This is a genomic window from Pseudomonas sp. P1_F7 (assembly GCF_056405655.1).
Map to the genome: position 1 here is coordinate 112115 of NZ_JBFUBR010000005.1, position 22029 is coordinate 134143.

Annotated in this window: 21 protein-coding genes; 10 read left to right on the plus strand and 11 right to left on the minus strand. The window is 59.9% G+C overall.

Annotation, left to right across the window (positions count from 1 at the left end):
* Nucleotides 1-13: 13 nt before the first annotated feature.
* Entirely contained in the window at nucleotides 14-2089 is a 2076-nt protein-coding gene (locus tag AC1D1M_RS08965) for an AsmA family protein (RefSeq protein ID WP_477775359.1), read from the minus strand.
* Nucleotides 2090-2477: 388 nt separating this feature from the next.
* Between AC1D1M_RS08965 and AC1D1M_RS08970 the strand changes: the two genes are divergently transcribed.
* From AC1D1M_RS08970 to AC1D1M_RS09000, 7 genes are all read left to right on the plus strand, one after another.
* Entirely contained in the window at nucleotides 2478-2948 is a 471-nt protein-coding gene (locus AC1D1M_RS08970; RefSeq protein WP_477775360.1) for a hypothetical protein, read from the plus strand.
* Between the two features lie 172 nt (nucleotides 2949-3120).
* A complete protein-coding gene (locus AC1D1M_RS08975; protein WP_477775361.1) occupies nucleotides 3121-3753 on the plus strand; it encodes a TetR family transcriptional regulator in 633 nt (210 codons plus the stop codon).
* 216 nt (nucleotides 3754-3969) lie between these two features.
* Entirely contained in the window at nucleotides 3970-4470 is a 501-nt protein-coding gene (gene ureE, locus AC1D1M_RS08980) for an urease accessory protein UreE (protein WP_477775362.1), read from the plus strand.
* A complete protein-coding gene (locus AC1D1M_RS08985) occupies nucleotides 4467-5141 on the plus strand; it encodes an urease accessory protein UreF (protein ID WP_477775363.1) in 675 nt (224 codons plus the stop codon). Before ureE ends, AC1D1M_RS08985 begins: the two co-directional genes overlap by 4 nt.
* A gap of 23 nt (nucleotides 5142-5164) precedes the next feature.
* Nucleotides 5165-5779 carry an urease accessory protein UreG gene (gene ureG, locus AC1D1M_RS08990; protein WP_477775364.1) on the plus strand — a complete coding sequence of 205 codons (615 nt, stop codon included), beginning with the start codon at nucleotides 5165-5167 and terminating at the stop codon, nucleotides 5777-5779.
* Nucleotides 5780-5808: 29 nt separating this feature from the next.
* Nucleotides 5809-6381: a HupE/UreJ family protein gene (locus tag AC1D1M_RS08995; RefSeq protein ID WP_477775365.1), complete on the plus strand. Its 573-nt coding sequence runs from the start codon at nucleotides 5809-5811 to the stop codon at nucleotides 6379-6381.
* 48 nt (nucleotides 6382-6429) lie between these two features.
* Nucleotides 6430-7536 carry an AGE family epimerase/isomerase gene (locus tag AC1D1M_RS09000; protein WP_477775366.1) on the plus strand — a complete coding sequence of 369 codons (1107 nt, stop codon included), beginning with the start codon at nucleotides 6430-6432 and terminating at the stop codon, nucleotides 7534-7536.
* Nucleotides 7537-7559: 23 nt separating this feature from the next.
* Here AC1D1M_RS09000 and AC1D1M_RS09005 read toward each other — a convergent pair whose 3' ends face one another.
* The 10 genes from AC1D1M_RS09005 to amaB all read right to left on the minus strand — a co-directional run bounded on the left by AC1D1M_RS09005 (nucleotide 7560) and on the right by amaB (nucleotide 18626).
* Nucleotides 7560-8465 (minus strand): cation diffusion facilitator family transporter, encoded by a 906-nt coding sequence (locus AC1D1M_RS09005; protein WP_477775367.1) that lies wholly within the window; start codon nucleotides 8463-8465, stop codon nucleotides 7560-7562.
* A gap of 172 nt (nucleotides 8466-8637) precedes the next feature.
* Entirely contained in the window at nucleotides 8638-9399 is a 762-nt protein-coding gene (locus tag AC1D1M_RS09010; protein WP_477775368.1) for an SDR family oxidoreductase, read from the minus strand.
* Between the two features lie 297 nt (nucleotides 9400-9696).
* The gene (locus AC1D1M_RS09015; RefSeq protein ID WP_477775369.1) at nucleotides 9697-9912 is read right to left on the minus strand and encodes a hypothetical protein; all 216 of its coding nucleotides are present in this window, start codon (nucleotides 9910-9912) and stop codon (nucleotides 9697-9699) included.
* 327 nt (nucleotides 9913-10239) lie between these two features.
* Entirely contained in the window at nucleotides 10240-10956 is a 717-nt protein-coding gene (locus tag AC1D1M_RS09020; RefSeq protein WP_007991194.1) for an ABC transporter ATP-binding protein, read from the minus strand.
* On the minus strand, nucleotides 10953-11828 hold the full coding sequence (locus AC1D1M_RS09025) for an ABC transporter ATP-binding protein (RefSeq protein WP_008001872.1): 876 nt from the start codon (nucleotides 11826-11828) through the stop codon (nucleotides 10953-10955). The genes AC1D1M_RS09020 and AC1D1M_RS09025 overlap by 4 nt, the downstream gene beginning before the upstream one ends.
* A complete protein-coding gene (livM, locus tag AC1D1M_RS09030) occupies nucleotides 11825-13108 on the minus strand; it encodes a high-affinity branched-chain amino acid ABC transporter permease LivM (protein ID WP_477775370.1) in 1284 nt (427 codons plus the stop codon). Before livM ends, AC1D1M_RS09025 begins: the two co-directional genes overlap by 4 nt.
* A gap of 3 nt (nucleotides 13109-13111) precedes the next feature.
* Nucleotides 13112-14026, minus strand: coding sequence for an ABC transporter permease subunit (locus tag AC1D1M_RS09035; RefSeq protein WP_008001868.1), 915 nt, complete (start codon nucleotides 14024-14026; stop codon nucleotides 13112-13114).
* 239 nt (nucleotides 14027-14265) lie between these two features.
* On the minus strand, nucleotides 14266-15399 hold the full coding sequence (locus AC1D1M_RS09040; protein ID WP_477775371.1) for a branched-chain amino acid ABC transporter substrate-binding protein: 1134 nt from the start codon (nucleotides 15397-15399) through the stop codon (nucleotides 14266-14268).
* Between the two features lie 363 nt (nucleotides 15400-15762).
* Nucleotides 15763-17046 carry an L-pipecolate oxidase gene (gene amaA / locus AC1D1M_RS09045; protein WP_477775372.1) on the minus strand — a complete coding sequence of 428 codons (1284 nt, stop codon included), beginning with the start codon at nucleotides 17044-17046 and terminating at the stop codon, nucleotides 15763-15765.
* Nucleotides 17047-17135: 89 nt separating this feature from the next.
* On the minus strand, nucleotides 17136-18626 hold the full coding sequence (amaB, locus tag AC1D1M_RS09050) for an L-piperidine-6-carboxylate dehydrogenase (RefSeq protein WP_223462541.1): 1491 nt from the start codon (nucleotides 18624-18626) through the stop codon (nucleotides 17136-17138).
* Nucleotides 18627-18800: 174 nt separating this feature from the next.
* Here amaB and AC1D1M_RS09055 point away from each other — a divergent pair, with 174 nt between their 5' ends.
* The 3 genes from AC1D1M_RS09055 to nadE all read left to right on the plus strand — a co-directional run bounded on the left by AC1D1M_RS09055 (nucleotide 18801) and on the right by nadE (nucleotide 21958).
* A complete protein-coding gene (locus tag AC1D1M_RS09055; protein ID WP_477775373.1) occupies nucleotides 18801-19712 on the plus strand; it encodes a LysR family transcriptional regulator in 912 nt (303 codons plus the stop codon).
* A gap of 187 nt (nucleotides 19713-19899) precedes the next feature.
* The gene (gene pncB, locus AC1D1M_RS09060) at nucleotides 19900-21126 is read left to right on the plus strand and encodes a nicotinate phosphoribosyltransferase (protein WP_477775374.1); all 1227 of its coding nucleotides are present in this window, start codon (nucleotides 19900-19902) and stop codon (nucleotides 21124-21126) included.
* A 4-nt stretch (nucleotides 21127-21130) separates the two neighbouring features.
* Entirely contained in the window at nucleotides 21131-21958 is an 828-nt protein-coding gene (nadE, locus tag AC1D1M_RS09065) for an ammonia-dependent NAD(+) synthetase (RefSeq protein ID WP_477775375.1), read from the plus strand.
* Nucleotides 21959-22029 lie beyond the last annotated feature (71 nt).

Consider the following 22029-nt stretch of genomic DNA (forward strand, 5'->3'; position numbering starts at 1 on the left):
CACTGGCACCCGATTACTTGGTTGACTTGACGGTGACAGGCACCTTGCCCGCCTTCATCTGCTCCAGCAATGGCGCGCATTGATTCGGTTCGCCTCCGCTTGGTGCCACCAGCGCCAGCAATCCTGCCGCCGGTGCGGCGATCACGCCCAGCGCCACCATACCGGCTCCGCGCAGCATCAACGGCACGGCCTTGACCCCGGCATCGGGCTTGATGAACTTGCCGCGCACATACAGCGGCGAGCGCAATGAAATCAGGCGCCAACCCTTGGATTCCGGGGTGATGGTCAGGTCCAGTTGTTCAGTCGCCATGTTAGCGGTGCCGTCGATGTAGACGATGGCGTTCTCGGTGTCGAACACAAACAGGCGGGTACTCGCCAGGCCGGACTGGATGCCGAAGTCGGCGGCCGCGCAGTTGATCTTCACTTCCTTGTCACCAAAGATCTTGCCGACCACGTAGTTGCCGACGTTCAGGCCTGCCAGCTCCATCAATTCGCGACTGATGGCGCCATCGTTGATAAGCATTTTCAGATTGCCATTGGCACTGCCCAGCAGCTTGGCCACCGAATTGCCGCGCCCGTTGATATCTGCATCGCCATTGAGTTCGCCGAAACTGGTTTTCATCGGTTCAAAGCCAGGGAACAACTGTTTGAGCTTGAAGCCTCGCGCCGTGAGCCTGGCCTGGCCTTCCAGGGGATCGGTGTGGCCGTTCAGGCGGATCTGCGCATCCAGCTTGCCGCCCGCCACGCCGAAGCGCAGCGGCTCGAGACTGAGCACGCCATCGGTGAGCACCAAATGGGTATAGAGGTCGTTGAACGGCAGTTTTTCGCTGTGCACGATGCGCTTGCCGGTGAACTCGACATCAGCATCCATATCGCGCCAGCGATCGGTCTTGAACTCTTCGACCGGCAGCACTTTATCGGCCGGTTGTTTGCTGTCACCGCCACGGGCCTTCTGTTCGGCATTGGAGTCGGCACCGATCAGCGGTGCCAGGTCAGCGAACAGTAATTGATTGGACAACAGCGAGCCGCTGAGTTTTGGCCGTGGCTGGCTGGCCACGTAAGTCAGATTACCGTGGATATCGCTCTCGCCGATCTTGCCGTTGAATTCTTCATAGCGGAACACCGCGCCACCCGCCTCGTGCAACCTGGCGCTCAGGTGGCCGTCGGTGGCATAGGGTGGCGTGTCCGGCAGGGTCACGCCGGTCAGCGGGTAGAGGTTGCCCAGGCTGGTGCCGGCCAGTTTCAGGCGCAGGTCCAGGGCGCCGAGATTCAGCGGATCAGTCAGGGTGCCAGCCAGCTCAACGCTTGAATCAGCGATCTTCACCTGTGCTTGAAGCGGAAACGGCCGCGCCGCGTCCTGCAGCGCCAACAGCCCGCCAATCTTGCCCTGGCCCGCGAGTTTCTGGCCGTGGTACTGGCCGTTGACCTTGAGGGCGAACGCATAATCCTGGGGTGACGAGCCCTTTTCCTGTGCGGTTTTCGCCGCCTTGTCGCCGACGATATCGCTGAACGGAACCGGTTTGCCCAATGGATCGATCAGCACGTCGAGTTGAGTCTTCAGGTTTTGGTCGTCGAGGGTGACGTGGCCCTTGTCGAATCCGATCGCGCCGATATCCACCACCCAGCTGGAAGGCTCGGCGTTCGGGTCTTCAGGGGCGAACTTGAACGTCCAGTTGGCGCGCCCGTCAGCCAGGCGTTGCAGTTGGGCATTCGGCTCGGTGAGATCGATACGCGGGATCACCACCCGCTGCGCCAGCAACGCCAAGGGTGAAATACGCAGTTCGACGCGCTTGAGGGTGACCATCTGCAGTTGCTTAGACCAGTCCGGGTTGCCCAGGCTGAGGTCCTCGGCCACTACATGGGGCCACGGCACCCAGGCGCGCCAGCCGCTTTCATCAGGTTCGGGCCGCCAGACCACCGACAGATTGCCGTTGATGGCAAAAGCGCGGTGCAGTTCTTCGGAAACTTTGGCGTTGAGCGGTGGTTTGATCCGGTTCCAGTCGAAGAACACGATGATCAGCACCAGCACCGTCAACAAGGTAAGGAAAGTGGAAAGGGTCCAGACAAACGTTTTTTGAGTGCGCGTCATTGCACAAGGCTCCTGATACGACTGAGCGCCCCCGACTGCGACGCACATGTGAAACGGTGAGCCGCAAGCGACCCGCCATGAAATCTATGACTGATAAAAAACCGGCAGGTTTAATCGATAGACCGATTTCGCCAAATTCGCCCAGTCCAATACTGACCAGCCAGTCGACCGGCGTTACCGGACCTGCACTTTTGCACGTCACAGATGGGTCGAAAATACCCACTTCGGTGCAAAACCGTACGCCGGAAACGCGCGATCTAGAGCCTCCGCAGCAAACAATCAATTCCGTTGATTATTACCATTGCGTTTATGAACTTTCATATCGACTTATCGAGAGTAGCATTGCTCTCGTACCCACTTATTCGCACCCCCAAGGAGCAAAACAATCATGAAACGCCAACTACTGCTCAGCCTTACACTCTCGATGCTGGCCAGCACTGCTTTTGCCCTGCCAGCGGCTGACCAGGCCACTCCACAAGTGAAACAAAACCACTCGGTGTTCAGCCAGACCGTCGCCGCCGATGGCTCCGACCGTACTCCACAAGGCCAGACCCTTGCCGAAGGTGGTAATGATCGCCTGAAAGAAAAAGGCCTGATCACTCAGGATGGCTCGGACCGTACCCCACAAGGCCAAACCCTGGCTGCCGATGGTTCCGACCGCACCCCACAAGGCCAGACCCTCGCCGCTGACGGTTCGGATCGCACCCCACAAGGTCAAACCCTGGCTGCTGATGGTTCCGACCGTACTCCACAAGGCCAGACCCTCGCCGCTGACGGTGCGGATCGCACTCCACAAGGTCAAACCCTCGCTGAAGGCGGTGGTGACCGTGTGATCGAACGCAACAGCGCCCTGAGCTAAGCCCCATGGCCGCCCTGAAAAGAAGCCCAATCCCCGGATTGGGCTTTTGACTTTTCAGCGGTCCGCTTGATAGATGCCGCACTTCCCCGCTTGATCCCCCTACAGTCGTTCGACGCCGGCAAAGCCGATTTGCTAGAGTGCGCCGCGTCCCTGTCCAGAAAACACCCTTGCGATGCTGCCCCGCGCCGAACAGAAACAACAAACCCGTAATGCCCTGATGGATGCTGCCCGGCATCTGATGGATGGCGGCCGAGGATTCGGCAGCCTGAGCCTGCGCGAAGTCGCGAAAACCGCCGGGATCGTACCAACTGGTTTCTACCGCCATTTTGCCGATATGGATGAACTGGGCCTGGTGCTGGTCAGCGAAGTCGGCCAGACATTCCGCGAAACCATTCGCCTGGTACGACACAACGAATTCGTGATGGGCGGCATCATTGATGCCTCGGTGCGGATCTTTCTCGACGTGGTCAGCGCCAACCGTTCGCAGTTCCTGTTTCTCGCACGCGAGCAATACGGTGGTTCGCTGCCGGTGCGCCAGGCCATCGGCCGTTTGCGTGAAAACATCAGCTCGGACCTGGCGGCGGATTTGTCACTGATGCCGAAACTGCAGCATCTGGACATCGCCGACCTGAGCGTCATGGCGGACCTGATCGTCAAGAGCGTGTTCGCCACCCTGCCAGACATCATCGACCCGCCAGCCGAGGCCTTGCCCGAGCACCTGTCGCCCCAGGCGAAAATCACCCAGCAACTGCGGTTTATCTTTATCGGCCTCAAGCATTGGCAAGGGCTTGGAAGTACTGAGTAACCCTTAACCTTCAGTCTGGATCAAGACCCTGTGGGAGCGAGCTTGCTCGCGATAGCGTCGGCACATCCAGCATTGATAACAACGCACCAACTTCAACCAAAAAAATCACGCCATCGACACCCGCTCTACGCCTCCGTCAGGTATTTCCTACGCATCACCTCGATTGGCAAGCCCCTTGCTCTAGCCTGAGCATTGTCCATTGCTGGAAGCCTTCCGATGCTGGTGATTCATCGCAGAGTCGACCCTCAACCCGCTTGGGCCGCCGAACTGCACCTGACGTTCGAAGCCCGCAGCAAAAGCCGTTTGCGCTGTTTCAGTGCCGAAGGCGAAGACGTCGGGTTGTTTTTGGAGCGCGGCCAGCCGCCGTTGCATGACGGCGAATGCCTGCAAGCCGAAGACGGGCGAATCGTGCGTGTCTGCGCCCGCCCCGAACAATTGCTCCACGTCACCTGCGCCAATGCCTTCGAACTGACCCGCGCGGCCTATCACCTGGGCAACCGCCATGTCGCCCTGCAGGTCGGCGACGGCTGGTTGCGCCTGCTCGACGATTACGTGCTCAAGGCGATGCTCGAACAACTCGGTGCCGTTGCCGTGAACATCGAGGCGCCATTCCAGCCGGAACATGGCGCCTACGGCGGTGGCCATCACCACTCGCGCCACGGTGATGAAGACTTCAACTACGCGCCGAAACTGCACCAGTTCGGCGTACGCACATGAATCCGGCCTGGGCGCTGTTGCGCCTGGCCAGTCCGCAACTGCCGATTGGCGGCTACAGCTATTCCCAAGGGCTGGAAATGGCTGTGGATAACGGCCGCGTAAACGATCCCGACAGCGCCCGGCGCTGGATCAGCGATCAGTTGCTGCTGAATCTGGCACGCTTCGAAGCACCCTTGCTGCTCGCCCATTGCGTGGCCGCCAGCGAGGAAAACTGGGACGAATTGCTGCAGAGCTGTGAAGCACATCGCGCCAGTCGCGAAACCCGCGAGTTGCATCAGGAGAGCCGGCAGATGGGCTACTCGTTGCAGCAATTGCTCAATGGCTTGCCGGAACTCGACGCGCCGGCCCGCACATTCCTGGAACAGTGCACCGAGCCACATCTGGCCCTGGGTTGGGCCTTGGCCGCGCGCGCCTGGCAGATCAGCCCGCAGGACGCCCTGGCCGCGTGGCTGTGGAGCTGGCTGGAAAACCAGTTGGCAGTGCTGATGAAAACCCTGCCACTCGGTCAGCAGGCCGCCCAGCGCCTGACCAGCGAACTGCTGCCGCTGCTTCAACAAGCTCAACAGAACGCCACTCAAATCGATCCCGATCATTACGGCAGCGCCGCTTTCGGCCTGTCCCTGGCGTGTATGGCCCACGAGCGCCAGTACAGCCGTCTGTTCCGTTCCTAGGGCCCCTTATTTTGGAGAATCACATGAACACACAACCTCTGCGCGTCGGCATCGGCGGCCCGGTCGGCTCCGGCAAAACCGCCCTGACCCTGGCCTTGTGCCTGGCCCTGCGCGAGCGCTACAACCTGGCCGTGGTGACCAACGACATCTACACCCGCGAAGACGCCGACTTTCTGGTGCGCAACGAAGCCCTGGCGCCGGAACGCATCATCGGCGTGGAAACCGGTGGCTGCCCGCACACGGCCATCCGCGAAGACGCCTCGATCAACCTCGAAGCGGTGGATCAACTCAATCGCCGTTTTCCGGGGCTGGAGCTGATTCTCGTGGAGTCCGGTGGCGACAACCTCTCCGCGACCTTCAGCCCGGAACTGTCCGACCTGACGATCTACGTGATCGACGTCTCGGCCGGCGACAAGCTGCCGCGCAAGGGCGGGCCGGGGATCTGCAAATCCGACCTGTTGGTGATCAACAAGATCGACCTCGCGCCGCTGGTCGGTGCCTCACTGACGATGATGGACAGCGACACAAAACGCATGCGCAACGGCAAGCCGTTCGTGTTCAGCAATCAGAAAACCGGCCTGGGTCTGGAAGAGATCATCGCCTTCATCGAACGCCAGGGTTTGCTGACCGCAGCCTGATCACGACATATCAACAAGGAAGCTTATCCATGACACTCAAACGCATTCTCGGCGCCCTGGCCTTCCTGCTGACCCCGGCACTCGCCTTCGCCCATCCGGGGCACGGCGACAACGGCTTGATCGCCGGCATCAGCCATCCGCTTGGCGGTCTCGATCACTTGCTGGCGATGCTGGCGGTCGGTCTGTGGGCCGCACAGCAGCAAGGTACTGCGCGTTGGGCGCTGCCGTGCGCCTTTGTCGGGACCATGCTGATTGGCGGGCTGTTGGGTTTTGAAGGATTGAACCTGCCGGGACTGGAAGGCGGGATTGCCGCTTCCGTGTTGGCTTTGGGGCTGGCGGTTGCCTTGGCAGTGCGTCCACCGTTGGTGATGGCGGTGGGTGCGACGGCGTTGTTTGCACTGTTCCATGGCGTGGCGCATGGTTTGGAATTGCCGGATATGTCGAGTCCGTGGATCTATGCCGCAGGCTTTGTCGCCGCGACGGCGGTGTTGCACGCGGCGGGTTATGCGCTGGTGCGGGTGTTGCCGCAGGCGGCAGCGCCGTTGGTGCGACTCGCGGGTGCGGCTTCGGCGGCGACCGGGGTGTGGTTGCTGGCGGGCTGATTTTTTGTTGCCGGTGATGGCCCCATCGCGAGCAGGCTCGCTCCCACATTGGTCCAACTGACCGCCCTGTTCGCCTCGGTGCAACAGCACTTCCTGAACGTCATCGTGCCGCTCTGGCAAGGTCCGGGCTGGAACGCCGACATGGCGTTGCCCTACGAGGCGCTGGATGCCGAACACCAACCGCTGCCACCGCAACGCTACCGGGCCATGGCCTGTGCGCGTCAGTTGTATCTGTTTGCCAGCCTGATCGGTCAGGTGCCGGGCGCCGAAGAGCGTGCCGCTGCATTGTTCCGCTCGTTGCAGCGGCACTTCCACGATGCCGAGCACGGAGGCTGGGTCTATAGCGTCGATGCACAAGGTGCGCCGCTGGATCAGCGTAAAGACCTCTATACCCACGCCTTCATCCTGTTCGCCTGCGCCCATTACTGGGACAAGGTCCGCGAGCCGCTGGTGGAGTCGGTGCTCAACGCCTCGCTGGAAGTGATTGCGCAGCGTTTCGCCACGGACGACGGTCTGTACGAAGCCACGCTCGACCGCGACTGGTCGTCGCTGGACAGCGGCCCTTTGCAAAACCCGCTGATGCACCTGGCCGAAGCATTCCTCGCCACCCTGTCGGTGCGTGAAGACCTCGACGTGCAACAGGCGCTCGTCGCGTTATGCACAGCCATGCACGCGCGGTTTATCGATCCGCAGCACGGCGTGTTGATGGAAAAGCCGCTGGGGTCTGTGGATAACTGGTTTGAACCGGGGCATCAGTTCGAGTGGTATTTCCTGCTGGAGTCCTCGGCGCTGTTACGCCATTCGGCGCTGCATGCCGATCTGGAGCGGGCCTTCGCCTTTACCGAGCAAACGGGCGTCGATCAGCAGACTGGCGCCGTGCGGGCGATGCTCGACTTCGCAGCGGATGGCGGCGTCCGGGACGCCACGCAGCGTATCTGGGCCCAGGCCGAATACCTGCGCGCATTGACGCTGCGTCCGGACAGCGAAGCGGATGTACTGCGCCAGTTGCAGGCGTTGCAGCAGCGCTCGCTGCATGCCGGCGGCTGGTTTGAGTGCCGTGACGAGCACGGTGAAGTCAGCCGCCGCGACATGCCGTCGACCACGCCTTATCACCTGGCGACTTGTTATCGCGGGTTGGCGGAGTATCTCGGCTGACTTTGTGGCGAGGGGCAATCCAGTCACTCAGTCCACTTGCGATCCCCGGTAAAACTGATGGTCAGCCATCGCGCTGCATCCGGCTTACCGAGCTTCGCGGAAATTTCCTCACGCAAACTGTCCAGTTGCCCTATTCCGTCTAGCCAGTAATCCTTCGGCAATACGATGTGAATCTCGATGAAGCACGCCCGCCCGTGCTTCTGCACATAGGATAAGTAGTCGTCGAAACCATGCTCGACCTTGGCCTCGTCCATCACCTGGCGCACCTTGTCGTCGAGCTGGTCCGGCGCGATCCCCAGCACGTCGCGCAGGGCCGGGCCAAGGATTTTGAAGGACGGCGCCAGCATGCTCAGGGCCAGCAGAATCAGAATCAGCGGATCGACATACACCGCCCATTTTTCGTAGCCCTGGGTCTTGAGCAGCAGAGCGGTGAGGAAACTCACCAACAGGCCCGCCGACAGCATCGCGTCCACCAGCCAACTGATGTTGTCGAACTGGATCAGCGTCGATTTCAGTTTGCGGTTGCGATGACGGACGTAGAAGAAATAGATGAACTCGACGACGGTAAACACCGCCGCGTAGACGATCACCAGCCCGAGCTCGATCTCGCGGCCACCGTTGATGATGCCGAACACACCGTTGAGAAACGCATAGATGGCAATCAGCAGCAGGAAGCTGCCTTCGATCAGCAGCACCATGGGTTCCAGGTGCCAGAAGCCGAACTGGAAACGCTGGTTGCTTTCCTTCGCGATGAGCCTGGCGGTGATCAGCATCAGGACTTTGATGAAGGTTGCGATCAACGAAAAAAATCCATCGAACAGGATGGATTGGGCACCCGAAACAAACCCGGTGATGATCCCGGCGATCGCCACCGCCAGCATCAGGAAGGTCGATTGCTTGAGCAGTATTTGCTCGCTTCGATTACTCACTTGTTCTCCTCTAAAACCTCTAAACCGCTGGGTAGGGCCGGTTGCTTGAGGGAGGAGTCTAGCTGATGTCCTGTTGTGTCCGTTCCGGCCCCATCGCGAGCAAGCTCGCTCCCACAGGTTCAATGCGATCCATGTGGGAGCGAGCCTGCTCGCGAAAGGCCGTTACGCGGTCTTAAGACTTACGCTCGATCGCAAAACCAGCCCAGGTCTGGCTCACGGGCATCAGCTCCAGGCTGTTGATGTTGATGTGCGCCGGCGCATTGAGTACCCAGAAGATTGTGTCGGCGATGTCTTGCGGCTGAATCGGCTCGGCGCCGGCGTAAGTGGCGTTGTAACGCTCCTGGTCCCCGGCAAAACGCACCAGCGAGAACTCGCTCTCGCACAGGCCCGGCTCGATGTTGCTGACCCGTACGCCCGTGCCTTGCAGATCGCAGCGCAGGTTCACGGAGAACTGTTTGACGAACGCCTTGGTCGCGCCATACACGTGGCTGCCCGGGTACGGGTAGTTGCCGGCGATGGAACCCAGGTTGACGATGCCGGCACCACGACCGTGGGCAATCAGGCGTGGCAACAGCAGACGGGTGCTGTACATCAGGCCTTTGACGTTGGTATCGACCATGGTGTCCCAATCGTCCAGGTCGCACTTGGGCGCCGGGTCAACACCCAGGGCCAGGCCGGCGTTGTTGATCAACCCGCGCAGTTTGGCAAAGGATGGCGGCAGATTGGCAATCGCCTCCTCCATGGCCTTGCGATCACGCACATCGAGCACCAGGCCATGGACTTCGGTCTGCTTCGACAGCTCGGCGCACAGCGCATTGAGGCGCTCTTCACGACGGCCTGTCAGCACCAGTTTCCAGCCGGCCTCGGCAAAACGACGGGCACAGGCTTCACCAAAACCGGAGGTCGCGCCGGTAATAAACAGGGTGTTGGACATCGTGTTCTCCTTGCTTCGGCTGATCGCCAGCCATTGGAATAGAAAATCAGCAGGCAGCATGCCCGGCCTTGTTCACAGCGGCAACCACCGCTCAATCTGCTCAAAAAACACCCAACTCCGGCAAGCCCTTGACCAGCGTGGCCCGCAGCCATGTACGCGCACGTTATCCACAGGCCGGTCCACAGTCTCTGGGGGCAAGTGGAAAAGCTGTAAGCCGCTATCCACAAGGCTTTGCGCGGGGTTTTGAAATTTTTTTACTTGACCCTCAACCGTCCGCTGTGTAGCCCTTGGCTATTTTCATGACTGACGGGTCAAACCGACGATGGCGCCAAGCCAGTAACCACGGCCTTCAGCCGGGTCTTTCCAGAGTTTAGTCACAGACTTATCCACAGGCTTGTCCACGCTGATTCCACGCACTTTCGTCCCGAACAAAAAGGTTGACAAAGCGGCCTTGAAGTTGCGCAAAAGCACTTGATCAAAAAACAACCATACCTCTGCAAGCCACGGTTTCAAAGGCCTCCAGCCAGCTACTCCCACGTTATTCACAGCCGGTTCCACAGCAAACGGGGACAAGTCAAAACTGTGACAAAACAACTATTTGCAGCGGCTTTATGTCGCGCTTTGCGAGCTTGGGAATATTGTTTTCCACAATTTCCTGCAGGCACACCAAAAACCCTGTGGGAGCGAGCTTGCTCGCGATGACTGGGGCACAGCTTGCATCGTGGTGACGGACACACCGCTATCGCGAGCAAGCTCGCTCCCACAGGGTTTAGTGGTGTTTTGGAGATGTAAAAAAGCCCCGGCGATTGCGCGCCGGGGCTTGTGCATAACCACTGAAACTCAGTGCCCGCCGAGGTAGGCGTTACGCACGTCCTCGTTGACCAACAACTCCTTGCCGGTGCCGGTCATGCGGATTTCGCCGTTGACCATCACATACGCCCGGTCCGACAACCGCAGGGCGTGGTTGGCGTTCTGCTCCACCAGAAAGATGGTCATGCCGGTCTTGGCCAGTTCCCGCAGGGTGGCGAAGATCTGTTTCACCACAATCGGCGCCAGGCCCAGGCTCGGCTCATCCAGCAGCAACAACTTGGGCCGGCTCATCAGGGCCCGGGCGATGGCGAGCATTTGCTGCTCGCCGCCAGACATGGTCATCGCCCGCTGGGTGCGCCGCTCTTCGAGCCGCGGGAACAGCTCGAACATGCGTTGCATGTCTTCCTTGGCGTACTTGTCACCGATAGGGATGGTGCCCATCAGCAAGTTTTCCTCGACGGTCATGTCGGGGAACACCCGCCGCCCTTCCGGCGATTGCGCGATGCCGTTGGAGGCGATGTAGTGGGACGACTTGTGGGTGATGTCCACACCCTGATAGAGGATCTGCCCGTCCGCCGCCCGCGGCTGGCCGAAGATCGACATCAGCAGGGTCGACTTGCCGGCACCGTTGGAGCCGATCAGGCTGACGGTTTCCCCTTCCTTGATGTGCAGCGAGACTTTCTTCAGGGCCTGGATCGGCCCGTAAAACACATCAAGTTCCTTGAGTTCGAGGATGGGTTTGCTCATAGCACCACTTCCTCTTCATCGGCGCCCAGGTAGGCCGCAATCACTTTCGGGTCGTTACGAATCGCATCGGGTCCGCCCTCGGCGATGACGATGCCGTGGTCCAGCACCACGATGTGATCGGAAATGCTCATTACCATGCCCATGTCGTGTTCGATCAGCACCACGGTCAGATCGTGCTCGTCGCGCAGCAGCCGGATCATCGCGCTCAGCGCTTCAGTTTCCTGGGGGTTGAGGCCGGCGGCCGGCTCGTCGAGGCAGATGATCTGCGGACGGGTGCACATGGCGCGGGCGATTTCCAGGCGGCGTTGCTGGCCGTAGGACAACTCACCGGCCAGTCGGTTGGCGCAATCCACCAGATCCACCACCTCCAGCCAGTAGAACGCGTGGTCCAGTGCATCGCTTTCAGCCTTGCGGTAGCCCTTGGTATTGAGGATGCCGGCCAGCATGCTGCGGTTGACCCACATGTGCTGGGCCACCAGCAGGTTTTCCAGCACCGACATTTCCTTGAACAGACGAATGTTCTGGAACGTACGCGCCAGCCCTGCACGGTTCACCAGATGGGTGCCGCCGAACGCCTTGTAGAACAGCCGACTGGCGAACGATTTAGGCGAGACGAAATCGGTCGGCTTGAATGATTCGCCCAGCAATTTGATGACGTTCGTCTGCTGACCACGCACATTGAGTTCGATCTTGCCGCCGGAGGCCTTGTAGAACCCGGTCAGGCAGTTGAACACCGTGGTTTTGCCGGCGCCGTTGGGCCCGATCAGGGCGAAGATCGAATTGCGGTGGACTTTCAGGCTGACATCGTTCAACGCCTTGATGCCGCCGAAGTGCATCATCAGTTTTTCGACACTGAGTACGACTTCGCTCATGGCGCTACTCCTTTACGCGGGGTCACACCGGTACGGCTGATCCGAATCAGACCGCGCGGTCGCCAGATCATCATCAACACCATCAGGATGCCGAACAGCAGCACGCGGTACTCGGCAAAGCCACGCAGCAACTCCGGGGCGACGGTCAGCACGAAGGCTGCAATCACCACGCCGATGGTCGAACCCATGCCACCCAGTACCACGATGGCAAGGATCAGCGCCGATTCGAAGAAGGTGAACGAGGTCGGGTTGACGAAGCCCTGGTAGGTGGCAAAGAACACCCCGGCCAGACCGGCCGTCGAGGCACCGATGGTGAATGCCGAGAGCTTGACCAGTACGTGGTTCAGGCCCATGGAGCGGCAGGCGATTTCATCCTCACGCAGCGCTTCCCAGGCACGGCCGACCGGCATGCGGGTCAGGCGATGCTTGATGTGCAGCACGGCCAGGACCACCAGGAACAACACGGCGTAGATGAAGTAGTACTTCACGTCAGGGTTGTAGGCGATGCCGAAGAACTCATGGAACGGCACCCCGCCCTCTTTCGCCCTTTTTCCGAACTCGATGCCGAAGAAGGTTGGCAACGGCGCTGCCATGCCATTCGGGCCGCCGGTCAGGGACAGCCAGTTATTGAGGATCAACCGAATGATTTCACCGAAGCCCAGGGTCACGATCGCCAGGTAGTCACCGTGCAGGCGCAGCACCGGGAAACCGAGGATGCAACCGGCCAGACCGGCCGTGATCGCCGCCAGTGGCAACACCGTCCAGAAACCCAGCCCCAGGTACTGATAACCGAGCGCCAGGCCGTAGGCGCCGATGGCGTAGAACGCCACGTAACCCAGGTCGAGCAGGCCGGCCAGGCCGACCACAATGTTCAAACCCAGCCCCAGCAATACGTAGATCAGCCCGAGGATGACCACGCCCAGCAGGTAGGAGTTGGAGAAAAACGGGAACACCACGGCGATGACAATCATCAGCGGGATGATCCAGCGCAACCGGGATTTGTAATCAGGCGCCAGTACATGAACCCCGGAGCCGGTGGTTTCAAAGCCCTCGAGAATTCTCAGGCCCTTTGGGGTTTGCAGGAACAGGCTCAAGGCAAAACGACCGGTCATGACAATAGCGACAATCCACGCCACGCGAGTGGGCTGCAAGTTGAAGCCGTAGCCATCGAGGACGATGCCGACAATCGGGCCGAACACAATCAGGGCCACGAGGCCGGCAAGAATCGCGTCAACCAGACTTCTTTTGAGATCAATGGTTTTTTTAGTGGTTGAAGACATCGCTTACACCTTCGACACAAGAGGACGGCCGAGCAGGCCTTGGGGCCGAAAGACCAGAACGAGAACCAGCAGCGAGAAGCTGAAGACGTCTTTGTAGTCCGAGTTGACCAGACCCGAGAACAGCGACTCGGAGATGCCGAGTATGATCCCGCCGAGCATGGCACCAGGCAGCGAGCCAATCCCGCCGAGCACCGCGGCGGTGAACGCCTTGATGCCGATGACAAAGCCTGCGTAGAAGTCGAACGTGCCGTAGTTCATGGTGATCAGCACGCCGGCCAGGGCCGCCATCGCTGCACCAATGATGAACACGTAGGAAATGATGCGGTCGGTGTTGATCCCCAGGATCGAGGCCATCTTGCGGTCTTGCTGGGTCGCGCGGCACATGCGGCCGAGCTTGGTGTACTTGATGACATAGGTCAGCAGGCCCATCCCGACAAACGCTGCGACCAGAATGAAGATCTTGGTGTAAGTGAGCTGGACGAAGCCGGTCCCGACTTCTACTCGCCATGCACCAGTCAGCAACGTCGGAACGCCTTGTTGGCGGGCACCCTGGGCGATCTGTGCATAGTTTTGCAGGATCAGCGAGATCCCGATGGCGCTGATCAGCGGTGCCAGTCGGGTGGAGTTACGCAGGGGTTTGTAGGCAACACGCTCGATAACCCAGCCATACACCGCCGTGACGACGATGGTGAAGATCAGTGTGCCGAGCATCAACAGAGGGAAGGATTCAATACCGAAGTATGCCAGCAGAGCCAGACTGATTGCCGCGAGGTAAGCGGAAATCATGTAAACCTCGCCGTGGGCGAAGTTGATCATGCCGATGATGCCATAGACCATTGTGTAGCCGATGGCGATCAGGCCATAGACCGACCCGAGGGTAAGGCCGTTGACCAGTTGCTGCAGGAAAATACCATCCATAACGCAATCTCACGCAATGAGAACCTGCACATGTGGCTGTGCGGTTCTTCTAAGGAAAATACAGATATACGTCGGAGCAATGTCAGCCACGATCAGACAGGCCACCACGGCCCTTGCAGGAGCTGGCTTGCCTTCGATAGCGGTTGAACATTCAACAAAGTTGTCGACTGCCAGTACGTCATCGCGAGCAAACTCGCTCCTACAAGGGAACTGTGAGGTTCATCCGATCGAGCCAGCCCTTACTTCTGTTTTTCCAGCTGGTGGTATTTGCCGTCCTTGTCCCACTGGTAAACCACGTAGTCGGAGACTTTCAGGTCGCCCTTGCTGTCCCAGGTCTTCTCGCCCATGACGGTCTTGACCGGATTGGCTTTCAGCCATTTGGCAGCGTCTTCGCCCTTGTTGGACTTGGCGCCATTGAACGCAGCGGCCAGGGTCTGGACCGAAGCGTAGGCGTACAGGGTGTAGCCTTCAGGTTCGGTGCCGGCCTTGCGGAAAGCGTCTACCACGGTCTTGCTGTCTGGCAGCAGACGTGGGTCAGCGCCGAAGGTCATCAGTACACCATCAACGTTCTGTGGGCCACCGGCGGTGGTCACCAGTTCGTCAGTCACGATGCCGTCATCGGACATGAACTTGACGTCTTTGAGGCCCTGTTCACGCAGTTGCCGAACCAGTGGACCGGCTTCCGGGTGCAAGCCGCCGAAGTAGACCACGTCGGCACCGGCCGCACGGATCTTGGTGACGACGGCGCTGAAGTCTTTCTCGCCGCGGGTCAGCCCCTCGTACAGCACCGGCTTCACGCCGCGTTTTTCCAGCTGAGCCTTGGTCGCATCCGCCAGGCCCTGACCGTAGGTGTCCTTGTCGTGCAGTACGGCGACTTTCTTGCCCTTGAGCACGTCGACGACATAGTCGCCAGCCACGATACCTTGCTGGTCGTCACGCCCGCACATGCGGAACATGGCACTCAGGCCGCGCTCGGTCACCTTGGGGTTGGTGGAGCCTGGGGTGATCGTGATGATGCCGGCTTCGTCGTAGATCTCGGAGGCAGGGATGGTCGACGAGGAGCAGAAGTGACCTACCACACCAACGACTTTCTTTTCGGTCAGGTCCTTGGCGACTGTCACAGCCTGCTTCGGTTCGCAGGCGTCATCGCCCTTGACCAGTACGATTTTTTCCCCGTTCACGCCGCCCGATGCGTTGACCGCATCGGCCGCCGCCTGTGCACCCTTCATGTACTGTTCGCCAAATGCCGCGTTGGCGCCCGTCATTGGTCCCGCTACGCCGATCTTGATGTCAGCCTGAGCAAACGCAGAAACACCCAACGCAGTTGCCACTGCGAGGGCCAGAAAGCCTTTCTTGTAAAACGTCTGGGACATGAGGTGGTGCTCCATGGTTTTTTTTAATTGGCACTGCGACTTCACTGAATGCTCAGAGCAAGGGCCGTGCCATCGGTTTTTTATTCTGAAAAAAGTCGCTGCTTTCTTGTTATTTCGACTGTTTCGGGCCCATTTTCATTGGGCGTGCAACCGTCTAAACCGCGGAAGGTGAAACCATTATTTTTTTGAGGCGCAACCCACCTGCGCCATCATTGCAACCGCGGCTTTAAACGACGTGCAACCAGCCTGTAACAACGTGCGTCACCGAAGTGCACACTGCTGGTGCGAGACTGCTACAACCCGCACCACTACAGGCTAGCTGCAGATCGAAAAAGCGCCGCTTCCCACTGCAAAAATCAACCTTCAGATCACGATCCGCAGGCACTGGCCTGCGTGATACAGCGAGAATCCCGCCTCATACAGACAGCTGCGCAACCCCACCCCGGCCAATGGCTGCATGGGCGCAAAAGGAATCGGTAGTGCTTGAGGATTTCCGTTACACAGGTAATCGGCGAAGGCCTTGCCGACCACCGTTCCCGTGGTCACGCCCCGGCCGTTGTAGCCGGTGACTGCCACCAAACCGGGCGCCGGTTCGAACAGGCGCATCAAATGATCGGGGGTGAAGGCAATGCGACCGGTCCAGGTGCACTCCCACTCCACCGGTTTGAGGTACGGGAAATAGTGTTGCTGTACCCGGTCGGCCCAGGCCTTGAGAAACCAGGCCGGTTTCTGATTGCCATTACCGAGACTGCCCAGCAGCAGCCTTCCGTCTTTATCCCGACGGATGCTGCTCAGGACCTGGCGGGTGTCCCAGGAACCCTGGCCGCCGGGAAGAATTTGCCGGGCGGCCTCTTCCGTCAGCGGGACCGAGGCCACCTGGTAGTAATAACCGGGGAAGAAATTGCGCCGCAACTCCGTCCAGTCACCTTCGGTGTAGGCATTGGAGGCGATCACCACTTTCTCGGCCATGACCGAGCCCTGGGCGGTTTGCACAGACCAGCGCTGACCCTGTCGTTCGAGTCGGGTGACCGGGGAATGATCGAATAATTGACCGCCCAGGCCGATGGCCGCTTTGGCCAGCCCCGTGGTGTAGGCCATCGGGTTGAGCGTGCCGGCGCGGCGATCGAGCAGCGCGGCGGCGATCTTTTTGGTGCCCGTCGCTTGCTCGCAAGCCTGGCCAGTCAACAACTCCACCGGCGCCCCGCGGCGTTTCCATTGTTCTTCACGACTGCGCAAGTCAGCTTCGCCACGGGCGTTGTGCGCCATGTGCAGCGTGCCTTCGCGGCGCAACTGGCAATCGATGTTGTACTTGTCCACAAGGCTGAACACCAGGGATGGCGCTGCCCCCAGCATGCGGTTGAGCTGGCTGCCGACCGCCTCGCCAAACCCGGCTTCGATCTCGTCCGGTGGAATCCACATCCCGGCATTGACTAGCCCGACGTTGCGCCCCGAACCACCATGGCCGGCGCGATGAGCCTCCAGCACACAAACGGTCTTGCCTTGCTCCAGCAGATGCACCGCCGCTGACAAACCGGTAAACCCGGCGCCGATGACGCAGACATCCACCGAAACCTCACCCTTGAGAGCCGAATTGTCCGGCCTTTGCGGCGTCAGTTTTTCCCACAGACACTCTTCGCGTAACGGCATTGCAAGCTCCTGTCGGAGCAGCTACAAGCCGCAAGCTACAAGCTGCAAGCCAGTTTGCTTGAAGCTTGTAGCTTGTAGCTTGAAGCTGCTTAATCGAACGTAATACCCTGCGCCAACGGCAACTCCAGCGAATAGTTCACGGTGTTGGTCTGGCGGCGCATGTAGCCGCGCCACGCATCGGAGCCGGACTCGCGACCGCCGCCGGTTTCTTTCTCGCCACCGAACGCGCCACCGATTTCCGCACCGCTCGGGCCAATGTTGACGTTGGCGATGCCGCAGTCGCTGCCTACCGCCGACATGAACTGCTCAGCCTCACGCACGTCGGTGGTGAAGATGCACGAGGACAGGCCTTGTGGCACGGCGTTGTTCAGGCGCAGGGCTTCCTGGAAATCGCTGTAACCGACCACGTACAGGATCGGGGCGAAGGTTTCATGGCAGACCACATCACTCTGCTCCGGCATTTCGACGATGGCCGGCGACACGTAGTAGGCATTCGGGAACTTGTCTTCCAGCTGACGCTCACCGCCAAACACCCGACCGCCTTCGCTCAAGGCTTGTTCCAGTGCGTCCTGCATGTTTTCGAAGCTTTGCTTGTCGATCAGCGGGCCGACCAGGTTGCCTTCCAGAGGATGGCCGATACGTACTTTCGAATACGCGGCTTTCAGGCGGGTGACGATTTCTTCTTTCACCGATTCATGGGCGATCAAGCGACGCAGGGTGGTGCAGCGCTGACCGGCGGTGCCGACGGCGCTGAACAGGATCGCGCGAACGGCCATGTCCAGGTCGGCGCTTGGGCCGAGGATCATTGCGTTGTTGCCGCCCAGCTCCAGAATGCTGCGGGCGAAACGTGCGGCGATTTTCGGCGCCACTTCACGGCCCATGCGGGTACTGCCGGTGGCGCTGACCAGCGCGACACGCGGATCATCGACCAGGGCTTCGCCAGCATCGCGACCGCCAATAATCACCTGGCTCAGGTGCGGTGGTGCATCGCTGAAGTTCTTCAGCACGCGATCGAACAGCGCCTGGCAAGCCAGTGCGGTAAGTGGAGTCTTTTCCGACGGTTTCCAGATCACCGGGTTGCCGCAGACCAGCGCCAGCGTGGCGTTCCAGGCCCAGACCGCCACCGGAAAGTTGAAAGCGCTGATCACGCCTACGACGCCCAGCGGATGCCAGGTTTCGCGCATGTGGTGACCAGGACGCTCGGAAGCGATGGTCAAGCCGTACAGCTGACGGGACAGGCCGACGGCGAAGTCGCAGATGTCGATCATTTCCTGAACTTCACCCAGGCCTTCCTGGGTGATCTTGCCGGCCTCCCAGGACACCAGCTCGCCGAGGTCGGCCTTGTATTCACGCAGGATGTCACCCAGTTGCCGCACCAACTCGCCACGGCGCGGTGCCGGGACCTTGCGCCACAGTTCGAACGCATGATCTGCGCGACTGATGTGCTGCTCGACTTCAGCAGCGCCTTCCCAGTTCACGGCGGCGATCCTGCTGCCATCGATCGGCGAATGCACCGGCACTTTGCCGTTCTGGTACAGGGCCGGGTTCACACCTAGACGATCAAGCAATGCGGCAACCATGGGTCACTCCTCAAGCAAAAGACAGAACACGTGCAGCCGGAAACTCACGGCTGATCAGACCTGTAGTTTTAGCTGCCCGGAGGTTACTCAACAAACGACCTTTAAGAGAGATATCATTCCGTTTATTCATGCTGTGCATTGCTGGCAATAAGAAACAAGAACCAAGGACCGCCCATGCTGAATAAACGCTACTTGCCATCGATCGCTGCGTTGCAGTGCTTCGAGGCCGTTACCCGGCACTTGAGCTTCACCCGGGCCGCCGAAGAGTTGAACCTGACCCAAAGCGCCGTGAGCAAACAGGTCGCACAACTCGAAGAGCTGTTGCAACACCTGCTGTTTCGCCGGGTGCGCCGTCGCCTGCAGATGACCCCGGCCGGCGATCTGTACCTGGTTGAGGTGCGAAAGATCCTCACGCAGGTCGAGATGTCGACCCATTACCTGCGTTCCTACGGTGGCGAAACCGAAGTCCTGCGCGTCTCGACGCCTCCAACCTTCGGCGCACGCTGGCTGGTGCCTCGCCTGAAAGGCTGGCGCCTGCGGCACCCGTCGATCCACCTGGACCTGTGCAGCGAGCAGGAAGCCGACGATCTGCTGCAAGGTCGCAGCGACCTGGCGTTCTACTTCGGCCAGGGTTCACGACCGGGCACCGAGTGCCTGAAGCTGTTCGGTGAAGAGCTTGTTCCTGTATGTGCCCCGGGCAGCTTGCCTGCCCAACCGTTCACCGATCCGACGCAACTGTCCGATCTGGTACTGCTGCAAAACGCCTCCCGCCCCCAGGCCTGGCACGACTGGTTCGAGCATCAGGGCTACCACACCGAGCACAGCTACCACGGCCCGCGTTTCGAAACCTTTTATATGTGCATCCGCGCCGCCCAGGTTGGCTGCGGCGTGGCGTTGTTGCCCCGCTTTCTGGTGGAAGAGGAACTGGCCGACGGCAAACTGGTCATTCCCTGGCAGCATGCAATGCCCAGCAGCGACGCCTATTACCTTGCGTACCCGGAACATTCGGCGGAAGTGCCCAAGGTGCGGGACTTTGTGAAGTGGATGCTGGAGCAGATCGACAGCCCGGAGGCTCCACAACACTGATTCTTTGCACAACTCCTGTGGGAGCGAGCTTGGATGGCGTCATTACATTCAATACTTGAATTGCCTGTCAGTCCGCTATCGCGAGCAAGCTCGCTCCCACAAGGATCTGCTGCAGGCTAAAAAATTGCTGGCAATCCCCATCACCGTTATGCGCCACTAGCTCTATTCAATGTGGAGAACCCCCGTTATGAGCGAGAGTGTGTTTGCCGATCGCATCGTGCAGAACCTGCTCGACACCGACTTCTACAAACTGACGATGATGCAGGCGGTGCTGCACAACTACCCGAACGTCGAAGTCGAATGGGAGTTTCGTTGCCGTAACAGCGAGGACTTGCGCCCGTATCTGGCGGAAATCCGTTTCCAGATCGAGCGCCTGGCCGAACTGAGCCTGAGCGCCGATCAATTGAGCTTTCTGGAGCGCATCAGCTTCCTGAAGCCGGATTTCCTGCGTTTTCTCGGGTTGTTTCGCTTCAACCTGCGCTATATCCACACCGGCCTCGAAAACGGTGAGCTGTTTATCCGCCTGCGGGGCCCCTGGCTGCATGTGATCCTGTTCGAAGTGCCGCTGCTGGCCCTGGTCAGCGAGGTGCGCAACCGCTATCGCTACCGCGAAATCGTACTGGAGCAGGCCCGCGAGCAGCTCTACCGCAAGTTCGACTGGCTAAGTGCCAACGCCAGCAGTGATGAATTGTCCGAATTGCAGGTGGCCGATTTCGGCACGCGTCGACGTTTTTCTTACCGCGTGCAGGAAGAAGTGGTGAATGTGCTCAAGCACGATTTCCCCGGACGCTTCGTCGGCACCAGCAATGTGCATCTGTCCCGGGAGCTGGACATGAAACCGCTGGGCACCATGGCCCACGAGTGGATCATGGCCCACCAGCAACTCGGCCCACGGCTGATCGACAGTCAGATCGCCGCACTCGATTGCTGGGTCCGTGAATACCGTGGCCTGCTGGGAATTGCCCTGACCGACTGCATCACCATGGATGCCTTCCTCGGCGATTTCGATCTGTTTTTCGCCAAGCTTTTCGACGGTTTGCGCCATGACTCGGGCGATCCGGTGGTATGGGCGGAAAAGGCCATCGCCCACTATCACAAGCTCGGCATCGACCCGATGAGCAAGACGCTGACCTTCTCTGACAGCCTGACCCTGCCCAAGGCTCTGGAGATATTCCGGGTGCTGCGCGGTCGGATCAATGTCAGCTTCGGCATCGGTACCAACCTGACCTGTGATATTCCGGGTGTCGAACCGATGAGCATCGTGCTTAAAATGGCCGCCTGCAACGGCCAGCCGGTGGCGAAGATCTCCGACGAGCCAGGCAAGACGCACTGTAAAGACCCGAATTTCGTCGCTTACTTGCGACACGTTTTCCAGGTTCCTGCCGCCCTTTCAAATACATCAAGCAAGGAGTGAATTCATGCAAGCCGTACAGCGTGAGATTGCTGAACAGCTCAAGGTCCAGCCGCCATTCGCCGACGAAGCAGCCCTTGAGGCCGAAGTCGCCCGGCGGGTGACTTTCATTCAGGACTGCCTGGTCAACTCCGGGCTCAAGACTCTGGTATTGGGCATCAGTGGCGGTGTCGACTCCCTGACCGCCGGCCTGCTGGCCCAACGGGCCGTCCGTGAACTGCGCCAGCGCAGCGGTGATGCCGCCTACAAATTCATCGCCGTGCGCCTGCCCTACGAAACCCAGTTCGATGAGCACGACGCCCAGGCGTCGGTGGACTTCATCAAACCGGACGAGCGACACACCGTGAACATCGGCCCGGCGGTCAAATCCCTGGCCAATGAAGTGGCAGCCTTTGAAGGCAAACATGCAGTGTCGGTGGATTTCGTGCTCGGCAACACCAAGGCGCGCATGCGTATGGTCGCCCAGTACACCATCGCCGGCGCGGCCAATGGTCTGGTGATCGGCACCGATCACGCGGCGGAAGCAGTGATGGGTTTCTTCACCAAGTTCGGTGATGGCGCCTGCGACCTGGCGCCACTGAGTGGCCTGGTGAAAAACCAGGTCCGCGCCATTGCCCGCAGCTTCGGCGCGCCGGAGTCGCTGGTGGAGAAAGTCCCAACCGCCGACCTCGAAGACCTGTCGCCCGGCAAACCGGACGAAGCCTCCCATGGCGTGACCTACGCCGAGATCGACGCCTTCCTGCACGGCAACCCGGTGCGTGAGGAAGCGTTCAAGATCATTTGCGACACGTACAACAAGACGCACCACAAGCGCGTGATGCCGTTCGCGCCTTGAGGCGTGAGTGAATGAAAAAGCCCGCTGGAGTGTTGAACTTCAGCGGGCTTTTCTTTGGCCAAAACATATGT

Bases quoted from the DNA above. Each gene is read 5' to 3' on its own strand.
- AC1D1M_RS09035 (WP_008001868.1), bottom strand. From the start codon at position 14,026: ATGGATGGTATTTTCCTGCAGCAACTGGTCAACGGCCTTACCCTCGGG.
- livM (WP_477775370.1), bottom strand. From the start codon at position 13,108: ATGTCTTCAACCACTAAAAAAACCATTGATCTCAAAAGAAGTCTGGTT.
- AC1D1M_RS09010 (WP_477775368.1), bottom strand. From the start codon at position 9,399: ATGTCCAACACCCTGTTTATTACCGGCGCGACCTCCGGTTTTGGTGAA.
- AC1D1M_RS09040 (WP_477775371.1), bottom strand. From the start codon at position 15,399: ATGTCCCAGACGTTTTACAAGAAAGGCTTTCTGGCCCTCGCAGTGGCA.
- AC1D1M_RS09025 (WP_008001872.1), bottom strand. From the start codon at position 11,828: ATGAGCGAAGTCGTACTCAGTGTCGAAAAACTGATGATGCACTTCGGC.
- AC1D1M_RS08965 (WP_477775359.1), bottom strand. From the start codon at position 2,089: ATGACGCGCACTCAAAAAACGTTTGTCTGGACCCTTTCCACTTTCCTT.
- AC1D1M_RS08995 (WP_477775365.1), top strand. From the start codon at position 5,809: ATGACACTCAAACGCATTCTCGGCGCCCTGGCCTTCCTGCTGACCCCG.
- amaA (WP_477775372.1), bottom strand. From the start codon at position 17,046: ATGCCGTTACGCGAAGAGTGTCTGTGGGAAAAACTGACGCCGCAAAGG.
- AC1D1M_RS08970 (WP_477775360.1), top strand. From the start codon at position 2,478: ATGAAACGCCAACTACTGCTCAGCCTTACACTCTCGATGCTGGCCAGC.
- amaB (WP_223462541.1), bottom strand. From the start codon at position 18,626: ATGGTTGCCGCATTGCTTGATCGTCTAGGTGTGAACCCGGCCCTGTAC.
- AC1D1M_RS09055 (WP_477775373.1), top strand. From the start codon at position 18,801: ATGCTGAATAAACGCTACTTGCCATCGATCGCTGCGTTGCAGTGCTTC.
- AC1D1M_RS08985 (WP_477775363.1), top strand. From the start codon at position 4,467: ATGAATCCGGCCTGGGCGCTGTTGCGCCTGGCCAGTCCGCAACTGCCG.
- pncB (WP_477775374.1), top strand. From the start codon at position 19,900: ATGAGCGAGAGTGTGTTTGCCGATCGCATCGTGCAGAACCTGCTCGAC.
- AC1D1M_RS09020 (WP_007991194.1), bottom strand. From the start codon at position 10,956: ATGAGCAAACCCATCCTCGAACTCAAGGAACTTGATGTGTTTTACGGG.
- ureG (WP_477775364.1), top strand. From the start codon at position 5,165: ATGAACACACAACCTCTGCGCGTCGGCATCGGCGGCCCGGTCGGCTCC.
- ureE (WP_477775362.1), top strand. From the start codon at position 3,970: ATGCTGGTGATTCATCGCAGAGTCGACCCTCAACCCGCTTGGGCCGCC.
- AC1D1M_RS08975 (WP_477775361.1), top strand. From the start codon at position 3,121: ATGCTGCCCCGCGCCGAACAGAAACAACAAACCCGTAATGCCCTGATG.
- nadE (WP_477775375.1), top strand. From the start codon at position 21,131: ATGCAAGCCGTACAGCGTGAGATTGCTGAACAGCTCAAGGTCCAGCCG.